The following is a 17,723-nucleotide window of genomic DNA, read 5'->3' on the forward strand; positions in this document are numbered from 1 at the left end:
TCGGCTGACACACCTGCATTATAAGTAACGGTAATCACAAACTGTAACTCAGTTAAGAGCAAACAGCGGAAGTTAGGTAACGCCCGCCTAACAGGCGCAAGGTGCTTGGCTAAAATTAAAAATGAAGTGACGCAAGCCAGGCTTTTTGAGTCCTTTGTGGAGGCATTTGTTATATTTTATTTACTGCGAACTTTGTCTTTAAAGAAGTTTTCAACATGCTCAACAGCATGTTTGATTTTTAACGAAAACTCATCATCTTCGGAGATAAAGTAAACGATTTTATCATTTTCTATTCTTCGTTCAGCACGACTATCGACTGTTGTACCTGGACCTGCATAGGCTCCTTTCATCCAGAAGTGGAGCCATATACCACCTCTTAATTTACCGATAATATCTCGTAGTTCATTAAAGCTATCGGCAGCAGGATTATCCCAAATGACTTTAGATTCAAGTTTAATGGTTTGTAGTTCTGCCCATTTATTTTCTAGGACGGCAAAGCGATCTGAATAAATCTTTTGTTCAGCTTCCAGTTTACGCCCAGCTTCAACTTCGTCTTTAGGAAGATGTAACATTGGGTTTCGCACACCTTGAATGGCTTGCTCCACTTCATATGTTAGCAATATAGCTTTTTTAGCTACTTCATACTCACTTGTGCCTTTTAATTGTCTACGCCAAGTGGTTAAACCGACAATACCAATAATAACTGCTGATATTGTTCCAATAATCGCAAAAACATCCTTGGTTATAGCCCAGTCAATTTTTGAAATAGTTAAACAAATACTCACGGACTCTCCATAAAATATAACAGTGTATTAGCGCGAACTCCTGGTTAAGGAAGTTATCCAAAACCTCTCCTTTCCCCACCAATAAAACTTTTATTCAATAATAGCAGCAAGTTATCAGGTGTTTTTCTCACAAGCAATCAAGACAGAAGCCAACAAACTTGCCTTCACTTATTCGAACCTTGCTTGGCTCTCTATGTATTTTAGTTTCTCACTCAGTATCAGCGCCCAATCGAACACCTCCAAACCAACAGGTATCGCTCTCCCCGTTTAGATTCGCGCTGGAGAAATCGGCTTTTGTTGTGGAGCGTGGAGTTGATAGCGAGGCACGATGCCGAGCTAGATTTATCAGGACATGGATGTGCTGTTAAATCGTATCAAGGACTAAGCGGAGCGCTTAACAAAAACCCGAGTTCGCAAGCATTAGCGAATCACGGGTTCGCGGAGTTTCCAAAGAGGGGCGACGAGTGACCGAAGCATCGCTTCGCAGCGCTCGGAGGTGGAGGCATGGATGCCGACAGGAACCCAGCTTCATGGACGAATTATATGCATCCAAGCTAATTTATCCCTCTTTGGTTGTCGTCTCCGGCCTCTCGCTGGCTCAAGGCGTTCGCTTGCTAAAAATAGTCCACCGGACTATTTTCTTAACGCGCTCACCCAACGCGACAAGATCTACCTTCAGAGCCAATAGTGGAAGTTTGGTAACGCTCCTAGCAGCAGCTTGTTCTAGGTGAACACCTTACGCCTCCGTTTAATATGTCCCGCGGTGTGTTTGCCCGCTTGCTACACACCTCATCTCGTACCTTGGAAAACTGGGAACAAGGGCGCAGCGCACCAAATGGACAAGCTGTGACCCTTCTAAAATTGGTTCAGCGTCATCCTGAAACCCTATCGCACATCGCTGAGCTCTAATAGCAATTAAAAACCCTTCCCATGCTTGGTGGTCTCAAGCCAAAGTTTTGGCTTTATCTTTATGGCACAATGCCGTTAGCTTGGTGCCGCCTTACTCCCCCCTCAACAGGGCGTAAAAGTCCCCAATAAAAACGCACCAGCAAAAAGTTTAAATAAAAGCCTATTTAAGTCACAGGACAGGACTATGAAAAAAACGGTAAAAAGTAGCGCCAACGAACTCATTATTAATATCGAAGTTGATGAAATTCACTCATTCGATACTCTCAATATGTTGGCCGATGCTTATATCGAAATCGCCTCCAAACTTGCCGAATATTCCGCAGACTGCCAATGGAATTGCCCAGTTGAAATTAATGTTATTACACCCGAAGGTGTGCTGAGCGAAGAAGAAGTCTTTACTAAATTCACCTCGGCCCCAGCCTTGGAGCGAAAAGCGGTCAGTTTTATTTATCAGGTCACCAATTATTGTAAAGCAACCACCCTGGAGCATTGGGGAGATGAAGAAAACCCGCTGGGCGAACCTGCCGCCTACGTACTTTGCATGCATGATGCGAAATATATTCCCCTGTATATTGAGTTGTTGCTGCAAAACGATCTGGATCATGAGGTGCATCAGGGTGACCATATAGAAAATATTATTGAAAAGTATGGCCTTACTTCAGATGTCTTGCGCTTGATGGCACACCGAACCACGGCCGCTGCAGGTCAATGGGGCGATGAGCAAGTGAAGGAGCATCGGGCACAATTACTTGAGTTGTTTTTAAATCGCCCGGAACAAAAATCTTTATTCTTAAATACTGCGATGCAATCTCTCTACCACGCAGCCATTAAACACGGACTTTACTTTGATTTTGTACGTGATTTAAGCGTCTATATCGAGGATGAAAAAGAAAGAAGCGAGTGGTTGCAACAACAGGAAGAACAAGCCAAAGAAGTGTTTGGCAATAATATTAAATGGCATCCGTAAAGCGATTTTGTTGAAATGTCGGCGCAGGGCACTGACCTAAAGAATGCAAAGCGCCGGCCATAAAAAAGCCCCCTTTCGGAGGCCCTAATCAATTACAACGACAAACTCACCCCTGCATATACCTTGCGCTCGGCGCCGATATATTCAGAAGCAATGGCACCGGTTGCCCAATCTGTAGCGGCAACATTGGTGACGTATTCCTTATCAGTTAGGTTTTCAATAGCAAAATCAAAGCTGATATTGTCCACCAGCTGATAACGCGCATTGACGTTAATCAAGGTGTAGCTTGGCAGGTGTGTGCGGTAGTAGCTCACACGATCCGAGCGGTATTGCAGCTGGGCGCCCACATACCATTTATCGAATTCCTTACCCAGACCCCAGTTAAAGCTGCGCTTAGCACGCAGTACCAGGTCTTCACCTGTGTTGTCGTCCTGGGCATCCACATAGCTTAAGTTCAGCGTATGGTTAATGCCAAGTCCGTCCTCAACTTCGGCGCTCAACTCAATACCTTCAAAGCTGGCTTTATTGATGTTTTCCGGGCCATTAAAGCCCCAGTCAATCAGGTTCTCAAAGGTATTTTTATACACGGCCACATCGTACTGGCCGCCAGCGATATTCAGGCGCAGGCCAACCTCGGCATTGGTCGACTCTTCCGGCTTTAAGTCAGGGTTAGCACCCCAAATAGAGCTGGCATCGTTAAAGGTCGGTGCCTTAAAGCCGGTGCCGTAGCTGGCGCGTAAGGTAGCGATATCGGCGAAAGGGACGCCAAGCGCCAGGTTATAGGTAGACTCGCCGCCAAACTCGCTGTGATCGTCGTTACGTACCACGGCATTGGTGCTAAAGGCGTCATGAAGATAGTAGGCCCCCACATACACACCCTTGTTGCTCTGTGTTTCCTTGACAAAACCGGACTGCGGCTGACCCTCAAGGGCGTAAGCATTGATTGAATCGCCCACATCCTCATAGTAGTAATCCAGACCCGAGCTGATGGTCAGGGCGTCATTTAGGGCGATATTCAGCTGATAACCCAGCTCATCGCGCTCGGTAATATACTGATTGGCCTTATAACCTGGGTACGGGTTTTTCAGGGTGTTGTAGTTGTCATCCTTCACCAAAGCGGTTTTCAGGGTATGGGCATAACGGCCATGGGCTTTTTGCCAACCTAGTTGCAGGTGATAATTCTCAAACTTACTGAAATCACTACTGGTGCCATCATATTCCACTTCGGCATCACTGTATTGACCGACAAACTCAAGTTTACCTAAGGTATCAAAGTCATAGCTTAAGCGAGCGCCGATATTTTGGTTTTCATAACCGTCGCGATCCTGGTCCTGACCTGTGGTCACATTGTAGCCATCGGTTTGCTCATAACCCAGGTTAATAGCGCCCTTAAAAGCTCCCTGAGTCAGGGCATAGGCACCTTGAACATTCACATAATTATCGCTGCCGCTCGATACCGACAGAGTTTTACTGTCGCCATTGCGGGTGATGATGTTGATCACCCCAGCCAGAGCATCTGAGCCATACCAGGCGGCACGGGCACCGCGGATGATTTCCACGCGCTCAATACTGTTAAGCGGCATGGTTTCAAGCGCTTTGTAGCCGAGGCTGGCAGAGCCAACACGGACGCCGTCCACAACCACCAGCGAGTGACGACTGGCGGCACCGCGAATAAATAAGCTGCTGGTTTGCCCTTGGCCGCCGCTGCGGACAATATCAATACCGGCATAGTTAGAAAGCAATGCGGGCAAGTCGCGCACGCCGGTGCGTTCAATATCATCACGGGTGATCACATCAAGGCTGGCAAGCACCTGTCCAATCGGTTGTTCAAACTTGTTGGCCGTTACCGTGATATGTTCGATTGCCTGTGACTGAGCCGCCACAGAGGTAGAGAAAAGCGCCGCTAAAGACAAGGCCACTGAGGTTTTGCTATACATGTAGATCCCTTAACCCGCGCCCACCGCACAGGATTATAATTGGTTAGATAAGCGTTATGGCCGGTCTCCGGACTGATTGGCAAATACCAAAATCACCGTTGCGGGGGCAGCGTAGGATTCACACCTACTTCCCGATTATCCCTGAGCACATAACCAATGGGCGAGTTCTGCAAGGCACCATAACAAGGCGGCGTTATTGTGCGCAGTAAGGAGGGGAAAGTCAATGGACGTCTATACATCCATTGACAAAATAATTACAACCCTAGAATCGGGCTGTTTTAGTCGCGGAAGTTCTTGAACTGGAACGGCTGACCTAGATCGGCTTCGCGCACCACTTGCATAGCGGCTTGAAGGTCATCACGTTTTTTACCCGTTACACGTACTTCTTCGCCTTGAATCGCGGCCTGTACCTTGATCTTGCTGTCTTTAATGGCTTTAACCAGCTTCTTGGCCACCTCTTTAGAGATACCCTGCTTCATAACCACCTTACGGGTCACGTATTTACCATGCAGGTCGGCCTTTTGAATTTCAAAGCTGTTTACATCAAGACCACGCTTGGATGCTTTACTGGCAAAGATATCAAACAGTTGCATAACTTGCTGCTCGGCTTCGGCAGTCAGTTCGATTTGCTCGTTATCAAGCTCAATTTTGGCGTCAACACCACGAAAATCAAAACGCGTTTCCAATTCACGCTTGGCGTTTTCAACGGCATTTTTGGCTTCGCTCATATCAATTTCAGAGACGATATCAAATGAAGGCATGGGGGCTCTCCTAAACTTAAATTTTGGATTATACCAATTCTGTTAAGTATGTGATCAGATATAGCGCTGGATAAATGATGTGATAACAAGGCGGAATTTTTTCTTATGTAGTTATTCTACATAGAAAAATTACAACGCTGTGAGCACGATATTTAGCCCGCTAGAATGATTAGCTATTTAAGTGAATTGGTATTATACCCTGAGATTTACAATTTTGTGCGTTAGTACACAGTGAATTCAGTTTTTAGTTTGTTATACTGCCTGCGTTTTCACCAGATTTTAAGGTAGTGATAGTGACGCGGCGTGTCTATCAGGGGTTATTTTTAATAAGCCTAGTTGTTTGTACTATGCTGTTTGCCAAAGAAGTTAAAGGCGCGGCGGTCAACCTGTTTCCGCACATTGATAAGGTCGCCCACTTTGGTATTTTCTTTATCCTCGCCTTTATTATGGATAAAGCCTTTAAAATACCCTTTTTCGTCCAGGTCATTCTTCTTAGCCTCTACGGCGCCGCCATTGAGTGGATGCAGAATATGCTGCCCTATCGTCAGGCCTCAATCGGTGACTTTATCGCCGATGCCAGTGGTGCCGCCAGCTACTTTGTTCTGCATTATATTTGGCAAAAGCGATGGCAAAAAAAGAACGGTTAACGCCGGTTTATATCCTAGGCCCGGGCGCACTGGGTCTGGCCTTTGCCAAGCACTTTAGTGAGCATCGCCCGGTCACGCTATTTACCAAGGCTCACCACCCCCAAGATTATCAATATACTTATCAATCACATAGCGAGCCCTTGCAGGTGCAGTGTACCCCCTCTCCCTCAGGGGGGCAGGCGCCACAACAACAAATAGGCGAGCTTTGGCTTTTTACTAAGGCGCATCAGGTTCTTGAAGCACTTACGCCGTTGCTGCCGGCATTAAAGAGCGATGCAAAAATAGTTATCAGCCATAACGGCATGAGTGACTTAAGGGCGCTAAACCAGCTATTGGGGCCAAATCAGTCATTGTATTTTATGCTTACGCAACAGGCGGCCTATAAACCGGCGGCGGATAAGGTAGTGCATGTAAGTCAGGGCCTAAGCACACTTGGCGCCGCCAACCAGGGTGCTGAAAAGTCTTTAGCTAGTCAACTTCCCCTGTGGCAACAGCAAATACCCAATCTGGTGGGCAGTGATAATATCCACCATGCTCGCTGGCAAAAGCTTCTGGTTAATTTAGCCATTAATCCGGTGGCCACCTGGCAACAAGAGCGTAATGGCGCCCTGCGCGCACCCGAGTATGCCAGCGATATTATGGCGCTGGTGCATGAAGCCATCACTGTAGCCAAGGCTCAGGGCTTGGATTTTTCGTTAGTTCAGGCGCTTAATTTGGCCTATAAGGTGATGGCGCAGACTGCACAAAACCGCTGCTCCATGCTGCAAGACAAATTATTGGGAAGGGAAACGGAAATAGACGCCATGTGCGGCTATGTATATAAAACGGCGCAGCAATTAGGCTTGGCTGCGCCGGTTAATCAGCTTTATTATCAGCGTATTAAGGGCGATACACCTTAACGGTTTTAAAGCCATTTTCATGCAGGATCAGCGCTTGCAACTGGCTCATCACACCCTTGGCGCAATAAAGGTAATACTCCTTATCCTGTGGCAGGTCGCCAAACTTAGTAGCAAGGCGGAAAAACGGCAGGTGTACTACCTCAATGCCATCGAGCTCAAGTGGGTTGGCGTCTTCTTCCTCAGGCGAACGAATATCCACAACCACAGCATCTGACGGTAGCTGAGATACAGACTCGGCTTCTTTTACCTCTTCCTTGGCCTGGGTTTCAATGTCACGCACGTCCATAATGGTGGCATTGGCGACAACCGTATCAAGTATCTCAAAGTCGAAGTTTTGCTCTTGCTTTTCAATCACATCAAGCTTGGCTTTAACCGTAGGCTTACGCGAGATCACACCACAATATTCAGGCATGGCTTCGGCCATTTCCGCAGTGCCTATGGCACGGGCGATATCGATGATCTCCTGCTTATCGTGCTGAATCAGCGGACGCAGGATCAGGGTGTCGGTTACACGGTCAATCACACTCAGGTTAGCCAGGGTTTGGCTCGATACCTGACCTATGCTCTCACCTGTTACTAAGGCTTGGATACCTAGCTTTTCGGCCACCTGGCTACCGGCACGCATCATCATGCGCTTAAGTACCACGCCCATTTGCGAGTCTTCGATATTTTCCAGGATTTCAGCCACCACAGGTTCGAAATCCACGGTAATGAACTTCACCTTGTGGGTAGAGCTAAAGCGCGACCAAATATAATGGCTGGCTTGCTTTACACCGATTTCGTGAGCTGCACCACCAAGATTAAAGAACAAGAAGTGAGTACGGGCGCCCTTGCGGATCATTTGGTAGCTGGCCACACCCGAGTCGAAGCCGCCGGACATCAGCGACAACACATCTTCTTGTGTTGGCAACGGGAAACCACCCATGCCCTTGTGAGCGTGCGTTACTATGTAAGCGCGCTGGTCCTTGATTTCAATCTTAACCGTTACTTCCGGGCGACTCAGTTTGACCCGCGCCCCTTCAACGTGCTGGTTTAAGCCGCCACCTACATAACGCTCCACATCGGTAGAGGTAAAGTCATGCTGACCTTGGCGCTTACAGCGCACGCAGAAGGTTTTACCGGCGATTTGGTCGGCAAGTAACAGCTGCGCTTGCTGATAGATATCATCCAAGGTAGTAAATTCCACCTCGGTCACTTCGTTGAATAGCACGATACCGGGAATACGACCTAAGGCATCGGCCATTTCAAGGCGCACCGCGTCATCGCCACTTAAGGATTCTACCGTGAGGTTATCCCAGTTGTTGCGTACCTTTACCTGCTCATCAATGCGACGCATCATGATCTTGATGTTGTTTTCCAAAACCTTGGTAAAACGCTTGCGAACAGACTTACTCTTGATCGCAATCTCTGGGTGCAACTTAACAATAAACTTGATCATGACTTACTCGTAGCGGCTCAATATCGGCCAACGGCTAACGGGAAAATGCCCATTTCCGCGGCCCTGGATTCAAAGCGCGCGATTATAGCAAAACCACGCGCTTACGGAAATAATACCAATTCTGTTAAGTATGTGACCAGAGATAGCGCTGGATAAATGATATGATAACAAGGCGGAGTTTTTCTTATGTAGTTATTCTACATAGAAAAATTCCAACACTGTTAGCATGATATTTAGCCCGCTAGAATGATCAGCTATTTAAGTGAATTGGTATAATAGCGAAGATGTTACGCAAATGCGGCTTTGCGCCGCTAGATGTTATCCTGACGTTGCTGATAGGTTTGCTTTAATGCGGCTAATTGTTCGCGCCCAGCATCGGTAGCAAAGGCGGAGAACAAGGTGATCACCTTGAGCAAGCCTTGATAGATATCAGCACGATTAAGCTCGCCACTTTGGCGTCTGGCCTTGATATAGGGCGTCCAAAAGCTCACTGTCAGCTTTAACATATGGGTCAGCTCCGCCGCATCTTCATCGGCAATAGCAATAATGCCCTTGTTGTTAAGCACTAGGACAATATCTTTGACCTGCTCAAACAAGCGTTGTTGAAATTGAATATAGTCGGCCTTTAGCTCCGCATCGCGGGCGAGAATGTCGGTCATGTTGTCGTAGAAGAAGTGGAAATTCCACATCAGCTCGAACAGGGCATCAAAATAATGGGTTAACTGACTTAAAACTTCGACATCGTCTTGCAGCGGCTTGAACTGAGTGTCCAGGTGTTGACGATAGAGCATAAAAATATGCCGTAAAATATCTTCTTTATTTTTAAAGTGATAGTAAAGATTACCCGGGCTTATGCCCAAATGGGCAGCGATATGATTGGTGGTGATGGCGCGTTCGCCGTGGCGATTAAACAATTCGATGCTCGCCTGAATAATGCGTTCCTTAGTACTCATACTTACTTCTACCCAGCTTTTTATCCTTAGCAGTATAAACAATCTTGGCTTAGCTGAACAATGACTCCTTATTTGTCGCCTATTTGGGGCTGGCAACATGGGCAAAGATTGTTAAAATGCGCCCAGCACCTTAAAAGAATGAGAACGATAATGAAGGTAACCGCACTCTATCCTGGCACCTTTGATCCTTTGACCAATGGCCACTTAGATCTCATTGAGCGCGCAGCAAAAATGTTTGACAGCGTGATAGTGGCAATCGCCCACAACCCAAACAAAAAACCCTGTTTTAGCCTGGATGAACGAGTCGACCTGGCACAAAAAATCGTTGCCCATTTAGATAATGTTAAGGTTATTGGCTTTACCGGCCTGTTAGCTGATCTGGCCAAAACCCAGAACGCCAATGTGCTGGTACGTGGTATTCGCGCCGTGTCTGATTTCGAATACGAGTTTCAGCTTGCCAATATGAATCGCAGACTGAACCCGGATTTGGAAAGCGTGTTTCTTACCCCAGCCGAGGAAAATACCTTTATTTCCTCAACGCTCGTCAAGGAAGTCGCATTGCATGGCGGCAATGTATCAGAATTTGTTGCCCCAGAAGTGGCGGCGGCATTAAAGGAAAAATTATCAAAATGACCCTATCTCGTTGTGCGCTGGCCCTTAGTGCCTTGTTTTGTGCCGCCCAGGCTCAAGCTGGCCCCTGGATTGAACCCGACTCGGCGCTGCTACGCAGCTCCATTGATATGCTGGTAAATCAAGGCGTGATTAAGCGCCCCGTAAACACTTATCCGCTGATGTGGAAAGGCATTGCCGGTGATTTACAAAACGTGTCGATACAGGATTTAACGCCGCAAGCCCAGTTTGCCTATCACCATGTGCAACATGCGCTGAAATACGCCCAGCAAGGCACGGTTTCCCGCGTGCGCGTCTTTACCAATTCAGAGCCAGAAACTTTTCAGGGCTTTGGTCAACGCAATCAGGCCAAAAGCGGCATTGAAACCAGTGGCAGCCTGACGGGTAAAACCGCCAGCGCCAAGGTCAGCGTCAGCTACCGTGACGACAGTAACGATGGCGAATATGTTAATTACGATGGCAGTTACGTCGCCGCCCTGCTGGGCAATTGGTCCGTAAGCGCCGAGAAAATTAACCACTGGTGGGGACCGGGCCAGGAAAATGCTCTGGTGCTATCGAACAATGCCCAAGCCATGACAGGCGTACGCCTGACTCGCCACGATACCAATTACTATGGCCCAAGCTGGCTTGCCTTTATTGGCCCCTGGAACTTCACCGCCATTGCCGCCAAGCAGCAAAGTCAGGTGAGTAAAATTGACGAAGAAAAAGTCGAAGACGGCGATTTCTGGGGCTGGCGCTTCAGTGCCACTCCCATCCAAGGTCTTGAGCTTGGCCTAAGCCAAACCAAGAGCGAATGGTTGCACTACCCCGAGTCTATTAGCGACCTGGCCATGGATGAGCTTGCCAACGAACAAAAGCTCAGCAGCCTGGATATTAAATACTCCACCATGCTTGGCACACTGCCCCTGTCTATCTATGGCGAATATGCCGGCCATATCGAATCGGCTCTGATAGCCGAAGATGGCGCCCTAACCTTAGGTGCGCAAACCCATTATGGTACGGAGCAATCACTGCTCAGCGGTTATATTGAATACACGGATACCGGCAGTGAGTGTGTGTCGCAACTGCCCGAGTACAACTGTAACTATGGCAACCCAGGCATAGCTCAAGGCTACCAGCATAGAGAGCAAAACCTAGGCCCGGCAATAGGCGCAGATGCCGAAGCTGTGACCCTAGGTGCCACCTATCATCGCATGGGTGGCTATGGTGCGCATTTAAAGCTGGGTCGCATCGAAACCGAGTATCTGAATACAGATATTTCTCGTCTTGAGATAGGTTATCAGCAAGGTGTATTTGGCGCCTTAGTCAATATCACCGGCCACCTCTGGCGAGAGTCGAATGACCTGGACTCAGACACCCACTCAGCCTTGAGCCTGGCGCTGGAATACCGTTTTTAACAAACGGCCAGCGCGGCACAGGCCGAGAAAATCCCGGTTCACCACCAGCGCGATTATCATCAAGGCATCATTCAAATTGATGCCTACCGAATACAAAGTCCAAAGCCACCAAGGGTCGTAGTTGTTCAGTACATCTATATCCAAATACATGGTGAGATGTAGCGACGCATTCAAAGCCAAACCAACCGCACAGTAATAAAGTGCAGGAATTTGCTCCCGCTTTTTTTGAACTACAAACAAGGCGGCAAGGGTCAACAAATCGGCAGTCGCCCAGAATGGATATATGTAAGTCACATCAATAACAGAAGTGGCTAAATAAGAAAGGTTAATGGTCAGACAGAGCCATAAGGGCGAGCGTGCTCGATAACTAACCTCGGAATAACTCACAAGGTTAAACAGCAGCGCCATCATAAAGCCCCAATTAACGAAGGTATTTAACAGTTGCCCTAATTCTGGGCTAGCAAAAAGCATCTAATCCTGGCCTTTATTTTAATTATTATCTCGCCATACATAGACTTCAATCAACGACCCACCCGCATTCTCACTTAATAACTAAGACAGTAATTCTCATAGTCTCATTGAAAATGTCGATTTAAATCTCTTTTAACGGAAAACTCATTGCGACTGATTTTTACAGATAAGGAGTTAGATGGGAAGTTAACCCTACTGAATCTGCAAGGTCTGGGTAAATTTATTTAGAAGTGATGGTTTCTGGCTAGTAACTTTGCTCTTGATGTAGTTTTTTATGGCAATAAATCCAAGAATATCTCTATCAACGATTAGAGCAACGATCATTAGTAAGTCAGATATGTTTATGCCTATTGAATACACACTCCATAACCACCAAGGTTCAAGATTCCCCCTAATAACAACATCGTAGTGAAGGAGCAAAAATAACATGGAATTAAACGACAAACCTATTATTGCATACAACACTCCAGGAGATGTTTTGGTTTTACATAGATAAATGACTGGAAAGATGAATAAGAGAGTAAAAAGATCGTAGTAAAACCAAGTCAAAAATACTTCCGTTGTCCTAAAAAAGTCGTGAAAATTATCACTAATAAAATACGAGATGAACATAACAATGCTGACCCAAACCAACTTAAGGTCATTCTTGGCCTTAAAGCCGAGTAGCATTAAATTGAAAAGCATGGCCATAAGGAAGCCCCATACTACAAAGGCTCCCATAAAAATTGCTAGGCTTTGCTCAAATACCATCCTTCATCTCGCATTAACTCTTAATTCTCTTTTTTCTTAGGTGGATTAGTTGGAAGATCTCCACCACCGCGCTGGATTTCAGCTTCACTGGCAGCCAGTGCACCACTTGATAAAGTCACTGTATCAGATTGTAGCGTCTGAGTGCTAGTAGTTTGCACTGTAGGCTGTTGAGTTTGCTGTTGTAATTTGGTGTAAGCTTGAGCTTGAATTTGTGTGTTGGCATTAACTTGCATAGTTAATCTCCTTAATAAACTAAGTTAAATTTTTATTAACACCAGTGTCAAAATAACACACTTGGCGTTGCTGTCACACTACAAAGAAAAATCTTAGCGACTAATTTAATGAATGCAGAACGCGTGCCAAAGTTAGCAGCGCGTTCTAAACTTTAAGTAATTAGCTTACAAGGTATCTCGCCTAGGGGCGCATGCTGAAGGTAGAAGTCCATTGCCACCTCGTCGCAGTTCGCCTTGCGTAGACAGAGTTCACAGTCTTTCATTACCTTTTCCGGTAAGCTGTCCTTACTGCTTTGCCCAAACCCAAGTTTAGCAAAGAAGTTAGGTACACGCGTTAATACTATTACCCGTTTCAGCGCCAACCTTTTGGCTTTTACCAGTAAGTGTTCCACCAGCAAACGACCCTGCCCTTTGACGCCACAATCCGGATTGACCCCCAGCGAACGTATCTCCGCTAAGCCGGTATCATAGATATAGAGCGAAGCACAGCCGGTGACCTTGCCATTGACCTCGGTGACAGCAAATTCATTAATTGAGTGCACCATATCGCTTTTAGCACGCGGCAAATTTTCACCGACCTTGGCCCAATACTGAATTAGCTCGCTAATGGCTTCAACATCATGCAAGTTGGCGTCACGCACAGTAATAGTGTGCTGTTGCTGTGCATGCTTAATGGCATTAGCAACCTGCTGCGGCGAGGTGCCCCCCAAGGCTTTACGCGCCTGCAGGCAGGCATCCAACTCAAGTACCGGATAGACATCTTCTTCAATAACACTGCTCACCGCCTGGAATTGCTCAAGGGTCAGCTGCTCCAGATTTTTACCTTCACCTATGGCCACCTGCACCAATTGACCGACGATATGGTGCCCTTCACGGAAAGGGATCCCTTTAGCAACCAGGTAGTCCGCCAGCTCGGTAGCATTGGCATGGCCACCTTGGGCCGCCGCTCTGGTTCTCTCGCCATTGACCTTAATACCGTTAATGCAAGACTGCGCCATATGCAAACAGGCTAACCAGGTTGGCAAGGCATCGAACAGGCCTTCTTTGTCCTCTTGCATATCCTTGTTATAGGCCAGGGGCAAAGACTTAAGTGTCATCATCATGGCACTCATGGCGCCAAAAACCCGTCCGGTTTTACCACGGATCAGTTCCAGGGCGTCGGGGTTTTTCTTTTGTGGCATCAAGGACGAGCCTGAGGTAACGTTATCCGCCAACTCCACAAAACCCGCCTCGCCTGAGTTGTAGAAGATCAAGTCTTCGGCAAAACGCGACAGATGCAGCATGGAAATCGATGCCGTGCTTAATAGCTCAACCACAAAGTCTCTGTCCGACACCGCATCCAAACTGTTGCGCGTTGCCTGAGCAAAGCCCAGATCCTGAGCCAATAACTCACGGTCGATGGCATAAGCAGTACCGGCTAAAGCACCGCTGCCCAGTGGGCATTGATCCATGCGCTTAACCGCATCTTGTAAACGGCTGGCATCACGCTCAAGCATTTCCACATAAGCCATACACCAGTGACTAAAGAGCACAGGTTGAGCCCGTTGCAAATGCGTATAACCAGGCAGAACCGTACCAAACTCGCGCTCGGCTAAGGCCAGTAGCGACTGCTTGATGGCAATAAGGGCATCGGCAATGGTGCTTGCGGTTTGCTTACACCAGAGGCGGAAGTCGGTGGCCACCTGATCGTTTCGGCTACGCCCTGTGTGCAACTTCTTACCCAGGTCGCCTACCTTGTTGATCAGCGCCGCCTCAACATGGGAGTGAATATCTTCTTCGCCACTAAGAGCAACACTGTCAGGATTTGCCTGAACCTCTTCAAGCAGCTCATACAATGCCGCCACCAAACGCTGGTGCTCGTCATCGGTTAACACGTTAACGCGATTTAACGCTCCCGCCCATGCCACAGAGCCGATAATATCTTGCTCCGCCATCACATAGTCAAACGGCAAAGAATCGTTAAACTGTTTAAATGCTTCATCTGGACCCGATGAAAACCGTCCGCCCCAAAGTGCCATTGCCTTCTCCTACCTTACTTCTTCAACGCCGCTATTCTGCTTGAGAGCGAGAACAAGCGAATAAAGCCTTCAGCGTGTGATTGGTCATATACATCATCGGCGCCAAAGGTAGCGAAATCTTCGCTGTATAGGCTGTTTGGTGATTTCTTCTGCACCGCCACAACCTGACCCTTATACATTTTCAACACCACTTCACCACTGGCAAACTCGGCAAATGCCTCGGCCGCAGCCAGAATGCTGTCTTTTAATGGCGTAAACCAACGGCCGTCATAGACTAGGTGTGCAAACTCACCGCCCAGGGTTTCTTTCCACTTACGACTGGCCTTATCCAGCACCAATTCGTCAATGGCCTGCAGCGCCGCCATCATTACTGTGCCTCCCGGAGTTTCATAACAACCGCGCGACTTCATACCCACCAGACGGTTTTCAACGATATCAACACGGCCAACACCGTGAGGCGCCGCCAATTCATTCAGCTTCACCAGACACTGATACGGGCTGAGTTGCTCGCCATTTACCGCAACAATCTCGCCTTTTTCAACGCTGATACTGACCAACTCAGGTTCATTCGGTGCTTGCTCTGGTGAATTGGTCCAGGTCCATACCTGATCGCTTGGCTGACACCAAGGGTCTTCCAACTCGCCGCCTTCATGAGAAATATGCCAGGCATTGGCATCACGGCTGTAGATCTTGGTCGCCGACGCGGCACAAGGAATATTGCGCTCGGCCAGGTAATCAAGCAGAGACTCACGACTGGAAAGATCCCACTCACGCCAAGGGGCGATCACTTTTAGATCCGGCGCCAAGGCAGCAAAACAAGACTCAAAACGCACCTGATCATTACCCTTACCGGTGCAACCGTGCGACAGCGCATCGGCGCCAACCTTACGGGCCACTTCAACCTGGGCCTTGGCAATAATAGGACGAGCCATAGAGGTACCAAGCAGATAGGTGCCTTCATAAATAGAACCGGTTTTCAATGTTGGATAGATATAATTGGCAACCATTTCTTCTTTAAGGTCAACGATATGACACTCAGATGCGCCCGAGGCTATGGCCTTTTCTTCCACCCCTGCCAGCTCTTCTGCGCCCTGGCCCACATCGGCCACAAAGGCAACCACTTCACAGCCGTAGTTTTCTTTTAACCAAGGCACAATTGCCGAGGTGTCCAAACCACCCGAGTAGGCCAATACAACTTTTTTAATAGTGCTCATCTCAAGTCCTTAAAAATTTGGGTTTAATAATGTAACTAACAGGGCGTTTTGTGCGTGCATACGGTTTTCCGCCTGTTGAATAATCTTAGAATAGTCGCTGTCCATCACTTCGGAAGTAATTTCAAACTCACGATGCGCGGGCTGACAATGCAAAACCGTTTGTGCTCCGGTCATATCTAGCAGCTGTTTGTTAAGCTGATATGGCATATATTTTTCTTTTACCTGCTCAAGCGGGGTGTTATCGCCCATGGAGACCCAGGTATCTGTGTACAGAACATTGGCACCCGTTGCCGCTTCTACTCTGTCACTGACCAGGATAGAGGCGCCCTTACTGGCGGCTATCTGCTCCGCCTGCTTCACAATCTGCGCATCCGGGCTGCTGCCTTTAGGGCATACGACGACAAAGTCGGTGCCCAGGTTGGCCGCCAGCAACATCAGCGAGTGGGTGACATTGTTGCCTTCACCTAAATAGGCCAGTTTAAGTTGGCTGACATCGCCATACACTTCCTGCAGCGTCAAAAAGTCGGCTAATGCCTGACAAGGGTGGTAAAGGTCACACAAAGAGTTCACCACTGGCTTGGAAGAAAACTCGCCCAGCTCTTCCAGCGTTTTATGCTGGTTAACCCGAGCCACAATGGCATCGGCCCAGGTGCTGATATTCAGGGCAAAGTCTTTCACCGACTCCCGTGAACCCATGGCACCATTTTGCTGGTCAAGATACACCGCATGACCGCCGAGTTTGTTAATGCCAATATCAAAGCTCAGCCTTGTACGCAGGCTCTGCTTTTCAAATAAGGTGACAATAGACTTGCCAGCCAGTGCCTGCGCATAGTCCTGTGGCTGCGCCTTCATTTTTTGCGCCAAGGATAAAAGCGTTAAAATCTTTTTTTCGTCCAGCTCAAGGCCGGTAATAAAATCTTGTTTCATGGTGTTATCTACATACTAATTTGGGTGCCGACATGCTCTCCTTGGAGCAATGCAATAAGGTTTTCTGGCTTTTGCCAGCTGGAGATATACACACCACGTCGTAAATGCTGGGCGGCAAGAAGGCTGGTCTTTACTTTGACCTCCATCCCGCCCGAGATAACTCCTTGCGCTATCAGGTCTTCTATTTGTGCTTTATCTAACTGATGCAAAGCTTGACCTTGTTGGTCCAGCACGGCTTCCACATCCGTCATAAAAATAAGTTCGGCGCCAAGTAGCTTGGCGATGGCCGCCGCTGCTTCATCGGCGTTAACGTTGTACCAGTGTCCTTGTTCATCAAAACCAATAGAGCTCACCAGGGCTAACCGCCCGGCTTCAATAAGCAGGGGTAAAATTGAGTCCGCAGTGGGGATACACTCACCCACCTGGCCCAGTGCCTTTAGCTTTTGCTCGGCATTAATGCCCGCCTCAAACAGGCTTAAGCCCACTGGCTTTAGCTTGTTTTTCAGCGCTGCACCAAGTAATTGCTTGTTAGCACAACCGGCCAGGGCGCCGACGATATAAGGCATTTGCTCCGCCGGGCTAATACGTAAGCCCTGATGTTTGGCGGTAGCAAAACCTGCGTCTTGCAGCCAGCTGTCAACAAGAGCACCGCCGCCATGAACAAGCACAAAATTTGCCTGTTGCTGCGAGCCCAAAGCCACAAAGAGCGCATCAAGCGCCGCGGGATTATTTAATACCGCACCACCGAGTTTGATTACCCAAGTTTTCTTAGTAGTCATCATGTGTT

The 17,723-nt window shown here is 47.8% G+C and carries 17 protein-coding genes, 1 pseudogene and 1 riboswitch; of the genes and pseudogenes, 6 read left to right on the forward strand and 12 right to left on the reverse strand.

The features are described from left to right. Nucleotides 1–176: 176 nt before the first annotated feature. Nucleotides 177–785 (reverse strand): hypothetical protein, encoded by a 609-nt coding sequence (locus tag WCN91_RS01395; RefSeq protein ID WP_342675638.1) that lies wholly within the window; start codon nucleotides 783–785, stop codon nucleotides 177–179. A gap of 747 nt (nucleotides 786–1,532) precedes the next feature. On the opposite strand from WCN91_RS01395, the pseudogene WCN91_RS01400 reads away from it, so the two are divergent. Together WCN91_RS01400 and WCN91_RS01405 are read left to right on the forward strand one after the other, a co-directional pair. Then, nucleotides 1,533–1,694: pseudogene (locus WCN91_RS01400) on the forward strand (helix-turn-helix domain-containing protein); the annotation flags it as partial. A gap of 184 nt (nucleotides 1,695–1,878) precedes the next feature. Further along, on the forward strand, nucleotides 1,879–2,661 hold the full coding sequence (locus WCN91_RS01405; protein ID WP_342675639.1) for a hypothetical protein: 783 nt from the start codon (nucleotides 1,879–1,881) through the stop codon (nucleotides 2,659–2,661). A gap of 92 nt (nucleotides 2,662–2,753) precedes the next feature. Here WCN91_RS01405 and WCN91_RS01410 read toward each other — a convergent pair whose 3' ends face one another. Together WCN91_RS01410 and WCN91_RS01415 are read right to left on the reverse strand one after the other, a co-directional pair. Beyond that, the gene (locus WCN91_RS01410; protein ID WP_342675640.1) at nucleotides 2,754–4,598 is read right to left on the reverse strand and encodes a TonB-dependent receptor domain-containing protein; all 1,845 of its coding nucleotides are present in this window, start codon (nucleotides 4,596–4,598) and stop codon (nucleotides 2,754–2,756) included. Nucleotides 4,599–4,639: 41 nt separating this feature from the next. Then, nucleotides 4,640–4,795: riboswitch (cobalamin riboswitch) on the reverse strand. A gap of 81 nt (nucleotides 4,796–4,876) precedes the next feature. Beyond that, nucleotides 4,877–5,359: a YajQ family cyclic di-GMP-binding protein gene (locus WCN91_RS01415; RefSeq protein ID WP_342675641.1), complete on the reverse strand. Its 483-nt coding sequence runs from the start codon at nucleotides 5,357–5,359 to the stop codon at nucleotides 4,877–4,879. Between the two features lie 293 nt (nucleotides 5,360–5,652). On the opposite strand from WCN91_RS01415, the gene WCN91_RS01420 reads away from it, so the two are divergent. Both WCN91_RS01420 and WCN91_RS01425 read left to right on the forward strand, forming a co-directional pair. Then, nucleotides 5,653–6,006: a VanZ family protein gene (locus WCN91_RS01420; RefSeq protein ID WP_342675642.1), complete on the forward strand. Its 354-nt coding sequence runs from the start codon at nucleotides 5,653–5,655 to the stop codon at nucleotides 6,004–6,006. Further along, the gene (locus tag WCN91_RS01425) at nucleotides 5,985–6,905 is read left to right on the forward strand and encodes a ketopantoate reductase family protein (protein ID WP_342675643.1); all 921 of its coding nucleotides are present in this window, start codon (nucleotides 5,985–5,987) and stop codon (nucleotides 6,903–6,905) included. The genes WCN91_RS01420 and WCN91_RS01425 overlap by 22 nt, the downstream gene beginning before the upstream one ends. Here the strand turns inward: WCN91_RS01425 and thiI are convergent. After that, a complete protein-coding gene (gene thiI / locus WCN91_RS01430; protein ID WP_342675644.1) occupies nucleotides 6,886–8,343 on the reverse strand; it encodes a tRNA uracil 4-sulfurtransferase ThiI in 1,458 nt (485 codons plus the stop codon). The genes WCN91_RS01425 and thiI overlap by 20 nt on opposite strands. A 311-nt stretch (nucleotides 8,344–8,654) precedes the next feature. After that, nucleotides 8,655–9,296, reverse strand: coding sequence for a TetR/AcrR family transcriptional regulator (locus tag WCN91_RS01435; protein WP_342675645.1), 642 nt, complete (start codon nucleotides 9,294–9,296; stop codon nucleotides 8,655–8,657). Between the two features lie 150 nt (nucleotides 9,297–9,446). Here WCN91_RS01435 and coaD point away from each other — a divergent pair, with 150 nt between their 5' ends. Together coaD and WCN91_RS01445 are read left to right on the forward strand one after the other, a co-directional pair. Then, nucleotides 9,447–9,929 (forward strand): pantetheine-phosphate adenylyltransferase, encoded by a 483-nt coding sequence (gene coaD / locus WCN91_RS01440; protein WP_105199491.1) that lies wholly within the window; start codon nucleotides 9,447–9,449, stop codon nucleotides 9,927–9,929. Then, nucleotides 9,926–11,323, forward strand: coding sequence for a capsule assembly Wzi family protein (locus WCN91_RS01445; protein ID WP_342675646.1), 1,398 nt, complete (start codon nucleotides 9,926–9,928; stop codon nucleotides 11,321–11,323). Before coaD ends, WCN91_RS01445 begins: the two co-directional genes overlap by 4 nt. Here WCN91_RS01445 and WCN91_RS01450 read toward each other — a convergent pair. The 7 genes from WCN91_RS01450 to argB all read right to left on the reverse strand — a co-directional run bounded on the left by WCN91_RS01450 (nucleotide 11,288) and on the right by argB (nucleotide 17,715). After that, nucleotides 11,288–11,794 carry a hypothetical protein gene (locus tag WCN91_RS01450; protein ID WP_342675647.1) on the reverse strand — a complete coding sequence of 169 codons (507 nt, stop codon included), beginning with the start codon at nucleotides 11,792–11,794 and terminating at the stop codon, nucleotides 11,288–11,290. The two genes, WCN91_RS01445 and WCN91_RS01450, sit on opposite strands and share 36 nt — an antisense overlap. Nucleotides 11,795–11,986: 192 nt before the next feature. After that, on the reverse strand, nucleotides 11,987–12,544 hold the full coding sequence (locus WCN91_RS01455; RefSeq protein WP_342675648.1) for a hypothetical protein: 558 nt from the start codon (nucleotides 12,542–12,544) through the stop codon (nucleotides 11,987–11,989). 20 nt (nucleotides 12,545–12,564) lie between these two features. Beyond that, nucleotides 12,565–12,777: a hypothetical protein gene (locus tag WCN91_RS01460; RefSeq protein ID WP_342675649.1), complete on the reverse strand. Its 213-nt coding sequence runs from the start codon at nucleotides 12,775–12,777 to the stop codon at nucleotides 12,565–12,567. 152 nt (nucleotides 12,778–12,929) lie between these two features. After that, nucleotides 12,930–14,795: an argininosuccinate lyase gene (gene argH / locus WCN91_RS01465; RefSeq protein WP_342675650.1), complete on the reverse strand. Its 1,866-nt coding sequence runs from the start codon at nucleotides 14,793–14,795 to the stop codon at nucleotides 12,930–12,932. Nucleotides 14,796–14,809: 14 nt separating this feature from the next. Next, a complete protein-coding gene (locus tag WCN91_RS01470; protein ID WP_342675651.1) occupies nucleotides 14,810–16,009 on the reverse strand; it encodes an argininosuccinate synthase in 1,200 nt (399 codons plus the stop codon). Between the two features lie 9 nt (nucleotides 16,010–16,018). Next, nucleotides 16,019–16,936, reverse strand: coding sequence for an ornithine carbamoyltransferase (locus tag WCN91_RS01475; RefSeq protein ID WP_342675652.1), 918 nt, complete (start codon nucleotides 16,934–16,936; stop codon nucleotides 16,019–16,021). Between the two features lie 8 nt (nucleotides 16,937–16,944). Further along, a complete protein-coding gene (gene argB, locus WCN91_RS01480; protein ID WP_342675846.1) occupies nucleotides 16,945–17,715 on the reverse strand; it encodes an acetylglutamate kinase in 771 nt (256 codons plus the stop codon). Nucleotides 17,716–17,723 lie beyond the last annotated feature (8 nt).

Origin of the sequence: Pseudoalteromonas qingdaonensis, assembly GCF_038739665.1 — a bacterium.
Classification (GTDB): domain Bacteria; phylum Pseudomonadota; class Gammaproteobacteria; order Enterobacterales; family Alteromonadaceae; genus Pseudoalteromonas; species Pseudoalteromonas qingdaonensis.